General features: G+C 67.4%; 12 protein-coding genes. 7 read left to right on the top strand and 5 right to left on the bottom strand.

Features of this window, described 5'->3' with window-relative positions; genetic code table 11:
• Positions 1 to 16 precede the first annotated feature (16 nt).
• Entirely contained in the window at positions 17 to 646 is a 630-nt protein-coding gene (rsmD, locus tag NXY83_RS12215) for a 16S rRNA (guanine(966)-N(2))-methyltransferase RsmD (protein ID WP_258802494.1), read from the top strand.
• Between the two features lie 38 nt (positions 647 to 684).
• Here the strand turns inward: rsmD and NXY83_RS12210 are convergent, their stop codons facing one another.
• Together NXY83_RS12210 and NXY83_RS12205 are read right to left on the bottom strand one after the other, a co-directional pair.
• Positions 685 to 1,473: a spermidine synthase gene (locus tag NXY83_RS12210; protein ID WP_258802493.1), complete on the bottom strand. Its 789-nt coding sequence runs from the start codon at positions 1,471 to 1,473 to the stop codon at positions 685 to 687.
• The gene (locus tag NXY83_RS12205) at positions 1,473 to 2,702 is read right to left on the bottom strand and encodes an aminotransferase class I/II-fold pyridoxal phosphate-dependent enzyme (RefSeq protein WP_258802492.1); all 1,230 of its coding nucleotides are present in this window, start codon (positions 2,700 to 2,702) and stop codon (positions 1,473 to 1,475) included. The genes NXY83_RS12210 and NXY83_RS12205 overlap by 1 nt, the downstream gene beginning before the upstream one ends.
• A 43-nt stretch (positions 2,703 to 2,745) precedes the next feature.
• On the opposite strand from NXY83_RS12205, the gene coaD reads away from it, so the two are divergent.
• From coaD to mutM, 5 genes are all read left to right on the top strand, one after another.
• Positions 2,746 to 3,246 carry a pantetheine-phosphate adenylyltransferase gene (gene coaD, locus NXY83_RS12200; RefSeq protein WP_258802491.1) on the top strand — a complete coding sequence of 167 codons (501 nt, stop codon included), beginning with the start codon at positions 2,746 to 2,748 and terminating at the stop codon, positions 3,244 to 3,246.
• Positions 3,247 to 3,369: 123 nt separating this feature from the next.
• The gene (locus NXY83_RS12195; RefSeq protein WP_258802490.1) at positions 3,370 to 3,894 is read left to right on the top strand and encodes a YceD family protein; all 525 of its coding nucleotides are present in this window, start codon (positions 3,370 to 3,372) and stop codon (positions 3,892 to 3,894) included.
• A gap of 36 nt (positions 3,895 to 3,930) precedes the next feature.
• Positions 3,931 to 4,134 (top strand): 50S ribosomal protein L32, encoded by a 204-nt coding sequence (gene rpmF, locus NXY83_RS12190; protein ID WP_009356569.1) that lies wholly within the window; start codon positions 3,931 to 3,933, stop codon positions 4,132 to 4,134.
• Between the two features lie 21 nt (positions 4,135 to 4,155).
• Entirely contained in the window at positions 4,156 to 4,884 is a 729-nt protein-coding gene (gene rnc / locus NXY83_RS12185) for a ribonuclease III (RefSeq protein WP_258802489.1), read from the top strand.
• Positions 4,885 to 4,889: 5 nt separating this feature from the next.
• The gene (gene mutM, locus NXY83_RS12180; RefSeq protein WP_258802488.1) at positions 4,890 to 5,861 is read left to right on the top strand and encodes a bifunctional DNA-formamidopyrimidine glycosylase/DNA-(apurinic or apyrimidinic site) lyase; all 972 of its coding nucleotides are present in this window, start codon (positions 4,890 to 4,892) and stop codon (positions 5,859 to 5,861) included.
• A gap of 40 nt (positions 5,862 to 5,901) precedes the next feature.
• Here mutM and NXY83_RS12175 read toward each other — a convergent pair whose 3' ends face one another.
• From NXY83_RS12175 to NXY83_RS12165, 3 genes are read right to left on the bottom strand one after another with little or no spacing between them, the layout of a single operon-like run.
• Positions 5,902 to 6,873, bottom strand: a complete 972-nt coding sequence (locus NXY83_RS12175) for an NAD-dependent epimerase/dehydratase family protein (protein WP_258802487.1) — start codon at positions 6,871 to 6,873, stop codon at positions 5,902 to 5,904.
• Positions 6,870 to 9,551 carry an alpha/beta fold hydrolase gene (locus NXY83_RS12170; protein ID WP_258802486.1) on the bottom strand — a complete coding sequence of 894 codons (2,682 nt, stop codon included), beginning with the start codon at positions 9,549 to 9,551 and terminating at the stop codon, positions 6,870 to 6,872. The genes NXY83_RS12175 and NXY83_RS12170 overlap by 4 nt, the downstream gene beginning before the upstream one ends.
• Positions 9,545 to 10,567, bottom strand: coding sequence for a 3-oxoacyl-ACP synthase III (locus NXY83_RS12165; RefSeq protein ID WP_258802485.1), 1,023 nt, complete (start codon positions 10,565 to 10,567; stop codon positions 9,545 to 9,547). The genes NXY83_RS12170 and NXY83_RS12165 overlap by 7 nt, the downstream gene beginning before the upstream one ends.
• 232 nt (positions 10,568 to 10,799) lie before the next feature.
• On the opposite strand from NXY83_RS12165, the gene smc reads away from it, so the two are divergent.
• Positions 10,800 to 14,387, top strand: coding sequence for a chromosome segregation protein SMC (gene smc / locus NXY83_RS12160; protein ID WP_258802484.1), 3,588 nt, complete (start codon positions 10,800 to 10,802; stop codon positions 14,385 to 14,387).
• Positions 14,388 to 14,466 lie beyond the last annotated feature (79 nt).

Genomic DNA, 14,466 nt, shown 5'->3' with positions numbered 1-14,466 from the left:
GATTCGGGTGCAGCGGATGAGCCGGATCATTGCCGGTGCCGCCGGCGGTACGCCGCTGTCAGCGGTCCCCGGTTCCCTGACGAGGCCCACCACCGACCGGGTGAAGGAAGCCCTGTTCTCCCGCCTTGATGCCTTTGACGTCATTGCCGGGGCGCGCGTGCTGGATCTCTACGCGGGTTCCGGTTCACTGGGCGTGGAGAGCGGCAGCAGGGGAGCCCAGACAGTGGACCTCGTGGAGTTCGACGCCAAGGCAAGCGCAGTGTGCCAGCGGAACGCAGACCTCATCAACGGCGTCGTCGGCCGCAAGGTGGTCACGGTGCACCGCTCCAAGGTTGAGCCGTTCCTGGACCGCGCGGCCTTAACAGACGTTTGGGACCTCGTTTTCCTGGACCCGCCGTATCCACTGGAGGAAGCGGCACTGGCGGCCGTCCTCAATAAGCTCACCGCCCACCTGGCACCGGCGGCGGTGGTGGTGGTGGAACGCTCGTCCCGTTCGCCGGAACCGCAGTGGCCCGGCAGCCTGGCACGGTTCGCGGAGAAGAAATATGGCGAAACCAGGCTCTGGTTCGCTGAGCCGTTCGTACCGGATGCCATTGACGGCGATGACGTCCCAGCGGTGGCAGAGCCGGACGGCTCCGGGTACTAACGCGGGAGGCGGGGGAGCCCGGCCGTCACTCCAGCCGGTCATCCTGCCAGCGGGTCAAGATCCACTCCGGCAACCACCTTTGCCGGGTGCGGGCCGCGGGCTTCGAGTTCGGCCGACCACTTTTCCGTCCAGGGCACCTGCGTTCCAATCAGGATGATGTTCCCCGGATAGCGGCCCTTGAACATTCCTGCTTCGCCGAAAGCTGCCACATCGGCCATCGCTTGCCGCATCGCCGCCACCTGGCTCCGGACAAGCGTCAGCCCCGGCTCGTCGCCCACGTTGACGATCAGTACGCCCTGCGGGCCAAGCCGCTCCCGCACTTCCCGGTAGAACCCGGGATTGGCAATATGGGCCGGCGCTTCCGGCCCGGAAAAGATGTCCAAAATGACGACGTCGAACGTGACGCCGGGATCAAGGTCACCCAGTGCCTCCCGGGCATCACCGGTGATGGTGTGCAGGTCCGTTCCCTCCGGAAGCGGGAGCTGCCGCAGGACAAAGTCCAGCAGTTCCCGCTCCAGCTCCACGGCGTGCTGCTCCGATCCCGGCCGGGTCGCCTGGATGTAGCGCGCCAGCGTCAGTGCCCCGGCACCGAGGTGCAACGCCCTGATGGGGGCACCGGGAGGGGCTGCAAGGTCTACCAGGTGCCCGATCCTCCGGAGATACTCGTAGAAAATCTCTTCAGGGTGGGCAAGGTTCACGTGCGACTGCTCAGAGCCGCCGATGCTGAGCACGTAGCTGCCCTCGGTGAAGGCATCCGGTTCGATCGAGGCGTGCTGGCCGGTGGTCCGCAGGAACCGTGCGGCCTGCCCCTTGCTTCCGGCGGGCATCAGAGCCTTCCGCTGAGCGTGGCAAGCCGTTCCGCAGCTTCTTCGAGGACCCCGGTTTTCTTGCAGAATGCGAAACGGAGCAGGCTGCGCGTCCGGGCGGCCCCTTCCGGATGGCAGAACACTGGAACGGGGATCGCGGCCACCCCGACCAGGGCGGGAAGCCGCCTGGCCAGGTCAACGGCGTCGCTGATACCCAGCGGTGCGGTGTCCACGTTGACGAAGTAGGTTCCCTGCGGGGAAAAGACGTCGAACCCGGCCGCACGGAGTCCCTGGCTGAGAATGTCCCGTTTGTGCTCCAGGTCCGCGGCGATGCCTTCGTAGAAGGCATCCGGCAGTGACAGCCCCGTGGCGATGGCTGACTGGAAGGGGGTGCCGGAGCTGTAGGTGAGGAACTGCTTTACGGTGCGGGCAGCAGAAACAAGGTCTTCGGGGCCAGAGAGCCAGCCGATCTTCCAGCCGGTGAGGGAGAATGTCTTCCCGGCGGAGGAAATGGTGATGGTGCGCTCCGCTGCCCCCGGCAGGGACGCCACGGGTATATGGGAAACACCGAAGGTGAGGTGCTCATAGACCTCGTCGGTAACGATGATGCTGTCGTGTTTCCGGGCGAGGTCAACGACGCGCTGCAGCACGTTCCGTGGAAAGACGGCGCCGGTTGGATTGTGCGGATTGTTCAGCAGCACCACGCGGGTCCGCTCATTGAAGACGGCCTCAAGGGCGGCCATATCCGGCAGGAAATCAGGAGCCAGCAGCGGGGCCGTCACGTGGGTGGCTCCCGAGAGGCCAATCACCGCACCGTAGGAATCGTAAAAAGGCTCAAAGGTCAGTACCTCGTCCCCGGGTCCTGCAAAGGCCAGCAGGGAAGCGGCGATGCCTTCGGTGGCGCCGGTCGTTACGATGACCTCGGTCTGAGGGTCAGGGGTGAGGCCGTAGAACCTTTCCTGGTGGGCAGCCACTGCTTCCCGAAGCTCCGGAATGCCCTTGCCCGGGGCGTACTGGTTCGCCCCGGCGGAAATGGCAGCACGGGCTGCCTCACGGATCTCCAGCGGACCGTCCTCATCCGGAAATCCCTGGCCAAGGTTGATGGCGCCGGTCTGGACCGCAAGGGCGGTCATTTCCTCGAAGATGGTGACTCCAAGCCCGCCGTCGGACCCCAGGAGGTTGGCTCCGAGCGCGGCCCGCTGCCAGGGGGCAGTGGCCATGGGGGTGGAAACTTCCCGTCGTGGATGCATCCAGTCATGGTATCCCGGCCTTTTCATGGGGTAGGTTCGGAGCATGAGACGAGCTGTCTGCCCCGGATCCTATGACCCCATCCACAACGGCCATCTTGAGGTTATTGCGCGGGCTGCCGGCCTCTTTGATGAGGTGATCGTTGCGGTATCCACCAACCCGGCCAAGAAGTACAGGTTCACCGTGGATGAGCGCCTCGAAATGGCCCGTGAAACCCTGGCCTTGCTGAAGGGAATCGTAGTGGAACCTGTGGGGGAAGGACTTCTCGCCGAATATTGCCGCCAGCGGGGCGTTTCAGCCATCGTCAAAGGCCTGAGGTCCTCCTCGGACTTCGACTACGAGCTTCCCATGGCCACCATGAACCGCCAGCTGAGCGGCGTGGAAACAGTGTTCCTGCCGGCCGAGGCACACTACGTGCATCTGTCCTCCACGTTGATCAAGGAAGTTGCGGGCCTGGGCGGCAGCGTCTCGGACTACGTTCCCCGGTCGGTGCATCGGAGGATGGTTGCCGGCGAGTTGGCGCCCGAACAGCAGCCAAGAGGGTAGGGTAGTCAGGTACTTCGGCGCCGCCGGCTGCCTGGTTTGAGTCCCTGTGGCTCTTCAGGCTAAGATGGTACGTCGGTCATATGTTCAACAGGAGTTCTCATTAAACGAGATGCTGGTTCGCCCTTGGCGTTCGACGTCAAGGACCTCGGACGCAGTCCGGGAAGCATGCGGACACTGACGGAACATGTACCCGCACCGGGTGATCTCGGTGTGGCGCTTATTGGTGTTCAGGAAGGCTCGGAGATCGAGCTGGATCTGAGGCTTGAGGCCGTACACGAAGGAATTCTGGTATCTGGAACCGCGGTCGCCGAAGTAACCGGCGAATGCGGACGATGCCTGGATCCCCTTGCGTATGACCTTGAGGTCAATGTGCAGGAACTTTTCTTCTATGAGGGCGCAGAGCTTTCGGACGGAGAAGATGATGAAGAGCAACGTCGAGTCGAGCACGATGTAATCGATCTTGAACCGGTGTTGCGGGACGCGGTTGTCACCAATCTGCCGTTCCAGCCGGTGTGCCGGGAAGACTGCCAGGGCCTTTGCTCCGAATGCGGAGTTCGCCTGGAAGACGAGCCGGGGCACCACCACGAGGTCTTGGATCCTCGCTGGGCTGCCCTAGCTGATATGGCTAAGCCTGACCGGCAAAATTGATTTGTACGTGTTTGTCTAGAGAGAAATGAGTTAGCCGTGGCTGTTCCCAAGCGGAAAATGTCTCGCTCGAATACCCGCGCCCGCCGCTCGCAGTGGAAGGCGACCGCCCCCCACCTGGTGAAGACCGTGGAGAACGGCCAGGTCACTTACAGCCTGCCGCACCAGGCAAAGGTCGTCACCGACTCGGCCGGCACCGCGCTGTTCCTTGAGTACAAGGGCCGCAAGGTCGCGGACGTCTAATCGGCCCCTCAGGCTGACATGATGTCTTCAACTGAAGAGCTTTTGAAGCGTCTCGGTGTCAATATTGACGCCGGGACGCTTCGTCTTGCGCTCACACACCGTTCCTACGCCTACGAAAACGGCGGCATTCCCACGAATGAGCGGCTGGAATTCCTCGGCGACTCCATCCTGGGTTTCTCCGTGACTGATGCCCTTTACCGCGACAACCCGGACCTTCCTGAGGGAGATCTGGCGAAGCGCCGTTCAGCAGTGGTCAGCACGCGCGCGCTGGCGAACATCGGACGCAGCCTCGGCATTGGCGACTACATCTACCTCGGACAGGGCGAAAAGCTCACCGAGGGCAAGAACAAGGCGTCCATCCTGGCTGACACGATGGAGGCCCTGATCGGTGCCACGTACGTCTCGAACGACATCGAGACCGCCCGCCAGCTGGTCATGAGGCTGATTGGACCAATGCTGAAGGATGCGGCCGTGCTGGGCGCCGGGACGGACTGGAAAACCAGCATCCAGGAGCTTGCCGCCAGCCGCCAGCTGGGCACCATCCACTACGCGGTGGACGGCGCAGGCCCGGACCACGCGCGTACGTTCACGGCTGTCCTGAACATTGGCGGCACGGCTTACGGCAAGGGCTCCGGCCATTCCAAGAAGGAAGCCGAGCAGGAAGCCGCAGCCGATGCCTGGCGCGTCCTTTCCGGAACCGGCCCCTCGGACGCGTCCGGGAAGTCCACCGGTTCCGTAGCAGCCAAGTAGGCGGCATGCCAGAACTCCCCGAGGTGGAAGTGGTCCGCCGCGGCCTGGTGAGCTGGGTCCGCGGCCGGACCATCCAGGGCGTTGAGGTCGTGGACCCGCGCTCTGTCCGCCGTCACGCCCTCGGAGCCGCGGATTTCATCGGTAACCTCGAAGGTGCCACGGTGACTGACGTGGTGCGCCGGGGTAAATTCCTCTGGCTGCCGCTTTTGGACGCGTACCTTAGTCAGGACCCGGGAACGTCGGGTACACCGGTACGTCCTGCGGTGGCGCTGATGGCACACCTTGGCATGAGCGGACAGCTCCTGATGCAGGACCGGGACGTGCCGGACGAGAAACACCTCAAAGTCCGGATCCGCCTGAGCCCGGCGGACGGTAAGCCCGAACAGCTGCGGTTCGTGGACCAGCGGATCTTTGGAGGTCTCTTCGTGACGGCCATGGTGCCGACGGACGACGGCGGTCCCGGCGGCCTGGCCGAGTCGCCGCTGCCGCTGATTGCGGAAGAGGCCTCCCACATTGCCCGGGATCCGCTGGATCCGGCATTCTCCTTCGACCTTTTCTACCGCCGCCTCCGGAAGCGTAAAACCGGGCTGAAGCGCGCCTTGCTGGACCAGGGCCTGGTATCGGGCATCGGCAACATCTACGCTGACGAGGCCCTGTGGCGTGCGCGGCTGCACTATGCGAGGCCCACTGAGACCCTGCGCAGGGGCGAAGCCGAACGGGTCATCGACAGCGCCCGTGAGGTCATGCTCGACGCACTTGCGGCAGGTGGCACCAGCTTCGACTCGCTGTACGTCAACGTCAACGGCGCGTCCGGCTACTTCGACCGGTCCCTCAACGCCTACGGGCGCGATGGACAGCCCTGCAAGCGGTGTGCCGCAGCGGGAGTCCACGCCACGATCCGCCGTGAACAGTTCATGAACCGCTCATCGCACACCTGCCCGGTCTGCCAGCCCCGGCCGCGGAACGGCCGCTGGTAGGGGAGGCCATGTGCGGCGCGGCGCCGGCACATCCGGGGGCCTACGCGACGCGATAGTGCCTGGCCAGCCTCGCCAGGCCCTCATCGAGGGATACCGCGGGAACCCAGTCGAGGAGTTCGCGGGTTTCGCGCTGGTCGAACCAATGGGCGGTGGAGAGCTGTTCGGCGAGGAACCTGGTCATTGGCGGTTCCTCCGCCCGCCCGGCCCAGGTCCACAGGTTTTCGACCAAGGATCCTGCCGCCCGTGCCAGCCCGCCCGGCACAGACCAGGACGGTGCCGGGACGCCGCCCGCGGCGCAGATGCCCGCCAGCAGTTCGCCCACCGGGCGTGGTTCGCCGTTGCTGACCACGAGCGCCCGGCCGTGGATGTGCTCCATGCGGTGCAGCGCGGCGACGATGGCCGAGGCTGCGTTGTCCACGTAGGTGGTGTCGATCAGGGCAGCCCCGTCGTCCAGCACCGGCAACCTGCGGCGGCGGGCACGGTCCAGTACCCGTTCCACCAGTTGCGCATCCCCGGGACCCCAGACGATGTGCGGGCGCACCGCCGTGACCCGGAGTTCCGGCGAGTCCGCAGCCAGCGCAAACAGTTCGGCCTGGGCCTTGGTGCGCGAATAGTTCCCATGTGCTCGGCACGGGTCCGCGGGCTCGGCGCCCAGCCCGGCGATCGCGGCCCCGGAGTTGGCCACCGATGGCGAGGAAACGAACACGACGTCCCGCACGCCTGCCTCGCGGGCCGCACGGAGCAGGCGGCGCGTGCCTTCCACATTCACCGCGTGGAATTCCGCCGCCCGGCCGGTAAAAGAGACCTTGGCGGCCAGGTGGAGCACGCCCTCTGCGCCTGCGACGGCACGGTGGACGGCGTCGCCGTCCGTGATGGTCCCGGTCAGGTCACTGGCGCCGTCAACGCCGGCGGGACGGCGCTGGAAGGTGGTGACGTCGTGGCCGTGGCGCACCAGCAGCTTGGCTACCTCACGGCCAAGCAGGCCGCTCGCACCGGTGACGAGGACCCTCATGGCGTGCGTGCCCGTCCGCCGGCCAGCACCGCTGACGCCCACGAGGACAGGCGGGACCGGTCGATCTTGGCGTTATGCCGGATGTCGGTCGGCTGGGCGGAAACAACCAGGACGGCGGAAACGCTGACACCTGCCTTCCGGGCCGCCTCCCGTACCCGGGCAGCGAGTTCGGGCGCGGCGGGGCCCGCCCGGCGCGCGGGCGGTACCGTCTCGACGACGGCGACGACGGCCTGCGTGCCGGAAGGGCCGACACCGACGACGGCGGGCAGGCCGACGCCGTCCAGGCATTCGATGGCCTGTTCGGCGCCAACCGGCGTGACCACGCCATCCGGTGCGGTCACGAGGTGCGCGAGGCGTCCTTCCACCCAGAGCCGGCCGGCCGCGTCGAAGTGTCCCACGTCTCCGGTGCGGTGCCAGCCGGCAGTGCGGGCGCTCTCATGCTGGGTCAACCAGAGCCTGTCGTAGGTTTCCTTCACGTGCGGAGCGCTCACCAGGATCTCGCCGGTGACTCCCGGCGCCGTGACGGGGTGGTTCCCGGGGGCGGTGCCATCTGCGGCGAGGGGGATGACGGCGACACTGGCGCCGTGCACCGGCTGGCCCACGCACACTCCGTTGCCGGCCCCTGCCATGCTTCCGGTGGCCGCGTCGGCCCTGGCGGCCTGGATCTGCCCGAGGCTGATGTCAGTGACCGGCAGCGCCTCGGTCATCCCGTACGGGGTATGCAAGGAGGCCCCCGGCAGCAGCCGCTGCACGTCCGCCAGGAGGGATTCGGCGACGGGCGCGCCGGCCGAGAGGAGCAGCTCCACGCGTCCCAGGGCCTGGTGACCGGCGGGGCCAAGACCCTTCCGGGTCGCCAGGACGTTGCGGAGCGCGGCGGGGGAGGCGAAGACCACGGTGGCGCCGATGGCCGCGGCGGCCTCTGCCAGGGCGCGGGCCGTCAGGGTGCGCGGAGCCGTTACGTCCATGGCGGGCGTCACGGAGACGGCCCCCAGGGCTGGTCCCAGCAGGGCGAATGGCGCGAACCCCGCCACCAGGCGGGCGCCCGGACGGATCCCCAGCGTCCCGGCAACGGCGTCCCGCATTGCAGCCAGCCGCCGCTGGGTATACACCACGCCCTTGGCAGGGCCGGTGGAGCCGGAGGTGAAGAGCACTGCAGCGGGCGCGTCCGGGTCCGGGTCCTGCGGGGACGGTGCAGCCCCTGCCTGCAGCTTTCCCCAGCGAACCAGGGCAGGGAGGGAGGTCTCGACGGCGAGGACCCGGCGGCGGGCGGGCGGCAGGTCCCGTACGCTGATGCGCTGTCCCGGCCAACCGAGCAGCGCTGCGGCGGCGAGGGCTTTGTCGATGCCGATGAGGAAATCCGGGGTGGCGCCCTTGACTGCGCGGCTCAGGCCGCGGGTGCCGAGGCCGGCATCGGCGACGACCACCACTGCGCCCAGCCGCAGGCAGGCGTAGAGGACCACGGTCAGGTCCACGCCTGGTGGAACCATCAGGCTTACCCGGCTGCCTTTCCGGACACCGGCTTGCCGGAGTCCCACGGCGAGGGCGGCGATGTCCTGCTCCAGCTCCAGCCAGCTGAGCGAGCGTGCGACGTTCCCGTCGGAGGCCATTTCCGCGACGGCGGTGTCCCCGCCGGCCGGTCCTGCCGCGAGTTCCGTGAGCGGCGCCCAGAGGGGCGGAAACTCACTGCCGGGCTCCGGCGTCGGGGAAGCAGCCGCCGAAACAGGCCGGGCGCCGGCCGGTCCACTGCCGCGGCCGCACAAGGCGAGCCAATCGAAAACGGGCGCGGCGATATCCCGGTCTTCGGCGACCAGGTGGCCGGCACCCTCGAAGCGGTGCACTTTCGCGGACGGCAGCTTGCCGATGAGGTCCTTCAGATACCGGTCCGAAAAGATCGGGTCCCTTGGTCCCCAGAGCAGCAACGCCGGGACCTGCAGCCCTGCCAGCCCTTCGGCGACACGGCTGAGCGCGGGGAAGCTGGGGTGGGACGCGTCGGCGGGGATGTCCGCCACGAAGTTACCGACGCCCTCGCGGCGGCCGGGGCCCACGTAGGGGGCCATAAACGCACGGCGGACCGCGCGGGACAGCGGCGGGTGGGCCAGGGAATGCGTCACCCGCAGGAAAGCATCCGACGTCGTGGTGCCCCAGCGGTGCACGGCCGGGTGCAGGGCAAGCCGCAGCGCCGCGGGGATGGGGGAGCCGGGAGGCTGGTGCACGGCCGTGTTGGTCAGCACCACCCCGGCGAGCTGCTCCGGATGTGCCAGGGCCCAACCAAGGCTGATCACGCCGCCCCAGTCGTGACCCACGGTAACCACCGGGCCGTCCAGTCCCAGTGCGGCCGTGAGGTCGCCCAGGTCGTTGATACGGTCCGCCAGGCGCCGGAACGTGCCGGTCCGCTCGGAGAAGCCCATGTCCAGCTGGTCCACGGCCACCACCCGCCACGGCCGGGCGGGGTCGGAGCCTGCGGCCAGCAGGGTTCGCCACAGGTAGGACCAGGTGGGGTTGCCGTGCACGCACAGCAGGGTGCCGGCAGGAGCCAGGCTGCGGCGGGACAGCTGGGCGCCGTTGTCGAGCAGATGCCAGCGGCGGACGGTTCCGGGTGCATCCGCGGCTGAGGTGGACGGCACATCAACCGTGCGTGACCATTCCCGGTCGACGCCGGGCCAGTCGGCGGCTACCAAACGATTTCCACCATGGCTGTGTTGAGGCCGGAACCGACCCCCATGCACAGCACCCGGTCCCCGCTTCCGAGGGTCTGCGCTTCGGCGGCCAGGGTCATGGGGAGGGAAGCCGGGCCCACATTGCCCCAGTGCGGAAACGTGATGGGAACTTTCTCCGGGTCCAGGTCGATGGCGTCGACGATCGCCTGGGTGTATGCCGTGCTCACCTGGTGCGTGACATAGCGGTCCATCGAGCCCCAATCCCACTCCGGCTGGGCCTCATGCCAGGCGTCGACGACGAGCTGCAGGCCGCCGTCGAGAAGGCCCTTCGTGTCCGTGTCCATGCCGTCAATGCCGCCCACGCACAGCTCGTGGTGCTCCGTCCCGGCGCGCATCACGCCGCCAAGAATCCGGTGCGCCCCCGGGTGCTCGTCAGCCGGTCCCAGGACGGCCGCAGCCGCACCGGAACCGAGGGTAAGCGTGGCGAATTCGCGGTTGAAGTCCTCACGGGTTGTCTCCGGCCTCTGCAGCCGGGCCAGGGTGGCCTCCTGCGTGGCCTGCGCATCCTCGCCGTTAACGATCACCGCGTACTTAATCTGGCCGGAGTCGATCATGTTGGCAGCCAGCGTCATGCCGTTTACGAATCCGAGGCAGGCGTTGGCGAGGTCGAAGTTCATGGCGGACGATGGCAGTGCCAGCCCGTGGTGGATCTTCACCGCAACAGACGGTTCGAGGTTCCGCCGCGTCACAGACGTGTTGATCAGCAGGCCCACCTCGGACGCTTCTATGCCGGAATCGGCCAATGCCTTTGCTCCCGCTTCGATGGCGGCGTCGTCGAACGAGGTCCCGGGGGCCCACCACCGCCGGTGCGTGACGCCGGCCACCCGCTCGAGCAGCTTCGGCGGGAATTTCAACCGGCGAAGGGTCGAGGCCAACCTGTGGTCGAATTCCGTGGAACTGATGATCCTTGGAGCCTGGACGCCGATCACCGAAAGCAGAGCCGTGTTGCGGTGGCGGAACGTTGCATTCCCTATCAAATTCAAGCCTCTGTTCGTGTCCGTCCTGCGGTTCGGCCGTTAACCGCCCCTTCATGCACAAGTCCAAATGCTAACTATGCCCGGCGCCGATCCATTCCTGCATCTGCAGATCAGTACATCCGCGCCGGCCCTGCCGGGGTTCTGCACAAAATTGTCCCTGCCCCGCAGTAGATTGTAGGTACCCGTGGCTGTCCCCACCATCCGCGTCCGCCGAGCAGGAGATCCAAAAGCCTTGCACCTCAAAAGCCTCACCGTCCGGGGGTTCAAGTCTTTTGCGTCTGCCACCACCTTCGACTTCGAGCCCGGCGTCACCGCCGTCGTGGGTCCGAACGGCTCCGGCAAATCCAACGTCGTGGACGCACTGGCCTGGGTCATGGGTGAGCAGGGCGCCAAAACGCTCCGCGGCGGCAAGATGGAGGACGTCATCTTCGCCGGGACGTCCGGCCGGCCGCCCCTGGGCCGGGCGCATGTTTCGCTGACCATCGACAACACCGACGGCGCCCTGCCCATTGAATACAGCGAAGTCACGATCTCACGGACCCTGTTCCGCACCGGCGGGTCCGAGTACGCCATCAACGGCGCCGGCTGCCGCCTGCTTGACATCCAGGAACTGCTTTCCGATTCGGGCCTTGGCCGGGAGATGCACGTCATCATTGGCCAGGGGCAGCTGGACCGCGTCCTGCACGCCACACCCGAGGACCGGCGCGGCTTCATTGAGGAAGCTGCCGGCATCCTCAAGCACCGCCGGCGCAAGGAACGGACTGTCCGCAAGCTTGAGGCGATGCAGGCCAACCTGCAGCGCCTCACCGACCTCACCGGTGAAATCCGGCGCCAGCTCACTCCTCTGGGGAAGCAGGCCGAGGTGGCCCGGCGGGCCCAGCGCGTCCAGTTCGACGTCCGGGACGCCCGCGCCCGGTTGTTGGCTGACGACCTCGTCCAGCTGCAGCTTGCCCTTGAACAGGACGTGGCAGACGAAGCCGCCCTTAAGGCCAGGAAGGCTGTAGTCAGCCAACAGCTGGAAGAAGGACGCCGGCAGCAGGCAGGTCTTGAACAACTGGCGGCAGAGGCCACGCCAAAACTGAACGCCGCAAGGGACGCCTGGTACCGGTTGACGGCCGCCAGGGAACGCCTTCGTTCCCTGGGATCGCTGGCCCAGGAGCGAAGCCGCCTCCTCGGTTCCGTTGATTCCGCACCATCATCAGGGCGGGATCCGGAGCAGCTGGAACGGCAGGCGGCCCGTGTCCGCGAGGAACTGGCCGAACTCGAACGCTCCATCCTGGACAGGCGCAGCGCCCTCGAATCCGCCACGGCTGCCAAGGCAGAGGCCGAACGGGCCGCCCACGCCGAGGACCAGCGGCTCACCGCGCAGCTTCGGGCTGTGGCCGACCGGCGCGAGGGCCTGGCCCGCCTTGCCGGCCAGGTGGCGGCGGCCAGGTCGCGGGTTGAATCCGCGCAGGCCGAGCTGGGCAGGCTTCGGGAGTCGGTTACCGCCGGCACCGAGCGCCGTGCCCGCGCCCAGGCCGAATTCACAGCCTTGGAAAACCAGGTGGCAGGAGTGGAAGAGGGCGAAGAATCGCTCGACGCCGACTACGAGGCCGCGAGTGCCGTCCTGGACGGCGTGCTCGGGGAGATCGCCGACCTCAAGGCAGCCGTCAACGAAGGAATCCGCAAGCGCGATGCCCTGGCAGCACGGCGGGACGCGCTGAAGCTTGGCCTGGACCGCAAGGACGGAGCCCGGCATGTCCTGCAATCCGGCATTTCCGGTGTACAGGGAAGCCTCGCCGGGGAACTCACGGTGGAATCCGGCTTCGAAGCAGCCATCGCTGCCGCCCTGGGGGAGGCATCCGAGGCGGTCCTGGTACAGGACCCGGCCGCGGCGGCAGCTGTACTGCAACGGCTGAAGGACGACGACGCCGGCCGGGCTTCCGTTCTCGTTGGGTCCGCAGCGGCCGACGGCCTGCAGGACACGGACGCGGGAAACCTGCCCGCCGATGCCCGCTGGGCCGGGGCGCTGGTGTCCGGCGACGGCACATCCGTTGCACTGGTCCGGCACCTGCTGTCCGGAACCGCCGTCGTTCCTGGCATTGACAGTGCAGCAGCCCTGGTGGCGAGCCGGCCCGGCCTCACGGCCGTTACCCGCGCGGGGGATATCTTCACCGCGGTGTCAGCCACGGGAGGTTCGGCAAAGGCGCCGTCACTGCTTGAGGTGCAGGCCGCCGTGGACGACGCCGATCAGCAGCTTTCCGCCGTTACCGCCGCGCTGGAGCAGAACAGGTTTGCCCTTGCCGGCGCCGAAGCCAGGCGCAGCGAGGCACAGGAGCGGGCCGACGCGGCCCTGGACAGGCTGCACGAGTCCGACGCCCGGCTGGCGGCAGTGGCTGAACGCCTCGGCCATCTCAACTCGGTACTCCGCAGCGCCGTCGGCGAAAGCGACAGGTTGGCGGCGTCGCTGGTCCGGGCCGAGGCAAATGTGGTGGCGGAGGAAGAAGCGCTGGCCGCTGTTGCCGCGCGTCTGGCCGCAGCCCAGGAGGTGCCCCTGGAGCAGGAGCCGTCCACTGAACAGCGTGACGCCCTGGCCCGGGCCGCATCACAGGCCCGTGCTGCCGAGGTGGAAGCCCGGCTGTCCCTGCGAAGCGCCGAGGAGCAGCTCTCGGCCATCCGGAACCGCGTGGCGTCGTTGGAACGTGCTGCCGCCACGGAACGCCGGGCCCGCGAGGAAGCGGCCGAACGTGCCCGCCGCCGGCGTATCCAGGCCCGGCGGGCAGCGGCAGTTTCGGCAGCCGTGGACCTGGCCCTCCGCCATGTTGACGTGTCAGTTGACCTGGCCAGGCATGAGCGTGACCTCGCCGAAGAAAACCGCGAGCTGCGGGACCGGGGCCTGAGGGACATCCGGGACGCCAATGAGGCGTTCGCTCGGGAGCTTGCCGACCTTACGGATAACGTCCACCGCGACGAGCTGGCCCGCGCCCAGCAGCGCGCCCGGATCGAGGCCCTGGAGAGCCGGTCCATTGATGAACTGGGGATCACCCCTGACGCGCTGGTCAGCGAGTACGGGCCCCATCTTCCTGTTCCGGTGCCCGCGGAGGAAAGCGGCGACAAATGGGCCGCCCTTCGTGCGCCCGTGGATGCCGGCGGGGAAGAACTCCTGGAGGGAAAGCCGTACGTGCGCCAGGAGCAGGAGAAGCGGCTGCGGAAAGCCGAGCGGGACCTTGCCAGCCTCGGGAAAGTGAACCCGCTGGCCCTGGAGGAATTCGCCGCTTTGGAGGAGCGCCACCAGTTCCTCAGCACCCAGCTTGAGGACCTCAAGGCGAGCCGCAAGGACCTGCTGGACATCATCAAGGAAGTGGACCACAGGGTCCAGCGCGTCTTCACAGAGGCCTTCGAAGACACCCAGGCGCAGTTCGTCAGGGTCTTCGAACGCCTGTTCCCCGGCGGTGAAGGACGCCTCGTCCTTACGGACCCCACAGACATGCTCACCACGGGCATCGAAGTGGAGGCCCGACCCGCCGGCAAGAAAATCAAGCGGCTTTCACTGCTGTCCGGCGGCGAACGGTCACTGACCGCCGTGGCCCTGCTGGTCGCCATCTTCAAAGCGCGTCCGTCCCCGTTCTATGTGATGGACGAGGTGGAGGCCGCCCTGGATGACACGAACCTGGGCAGGCTCCTCACCATCTTTGAGGAACTGCGGGAATCCAGCCAGCTCATCGTGATCACCCACCAGAAGCGCACCATGGAAGTGGCGGACGCCCTCTACGGCGTCACAATGCGGGGCGACGGCGTCTCCACCGTCATCAGCCAACGCCTCGGTGCCCAGGTATAGGCGCAGCAATCCATGCGGCGTCACGGCAGGTCAAGGGCGCGCCGGCCGCCGAAAACGGCTGCTGCGTTTGTGAGAAGCT

This window comes from Pseudarthrobacter sp. NS4, assembly GCF_024758005.1.
Classification (GTDB): Bacteria; Actinomycetota; Actinomycetes; order Actinomycetales; family Micrococcaceae; genus Arthrobacter.
The sequence above is the reverse complement of the archived record's forward strand: the minus strand, read 5'-3'. Positions and strand labels throughout refer to the sequence as shown.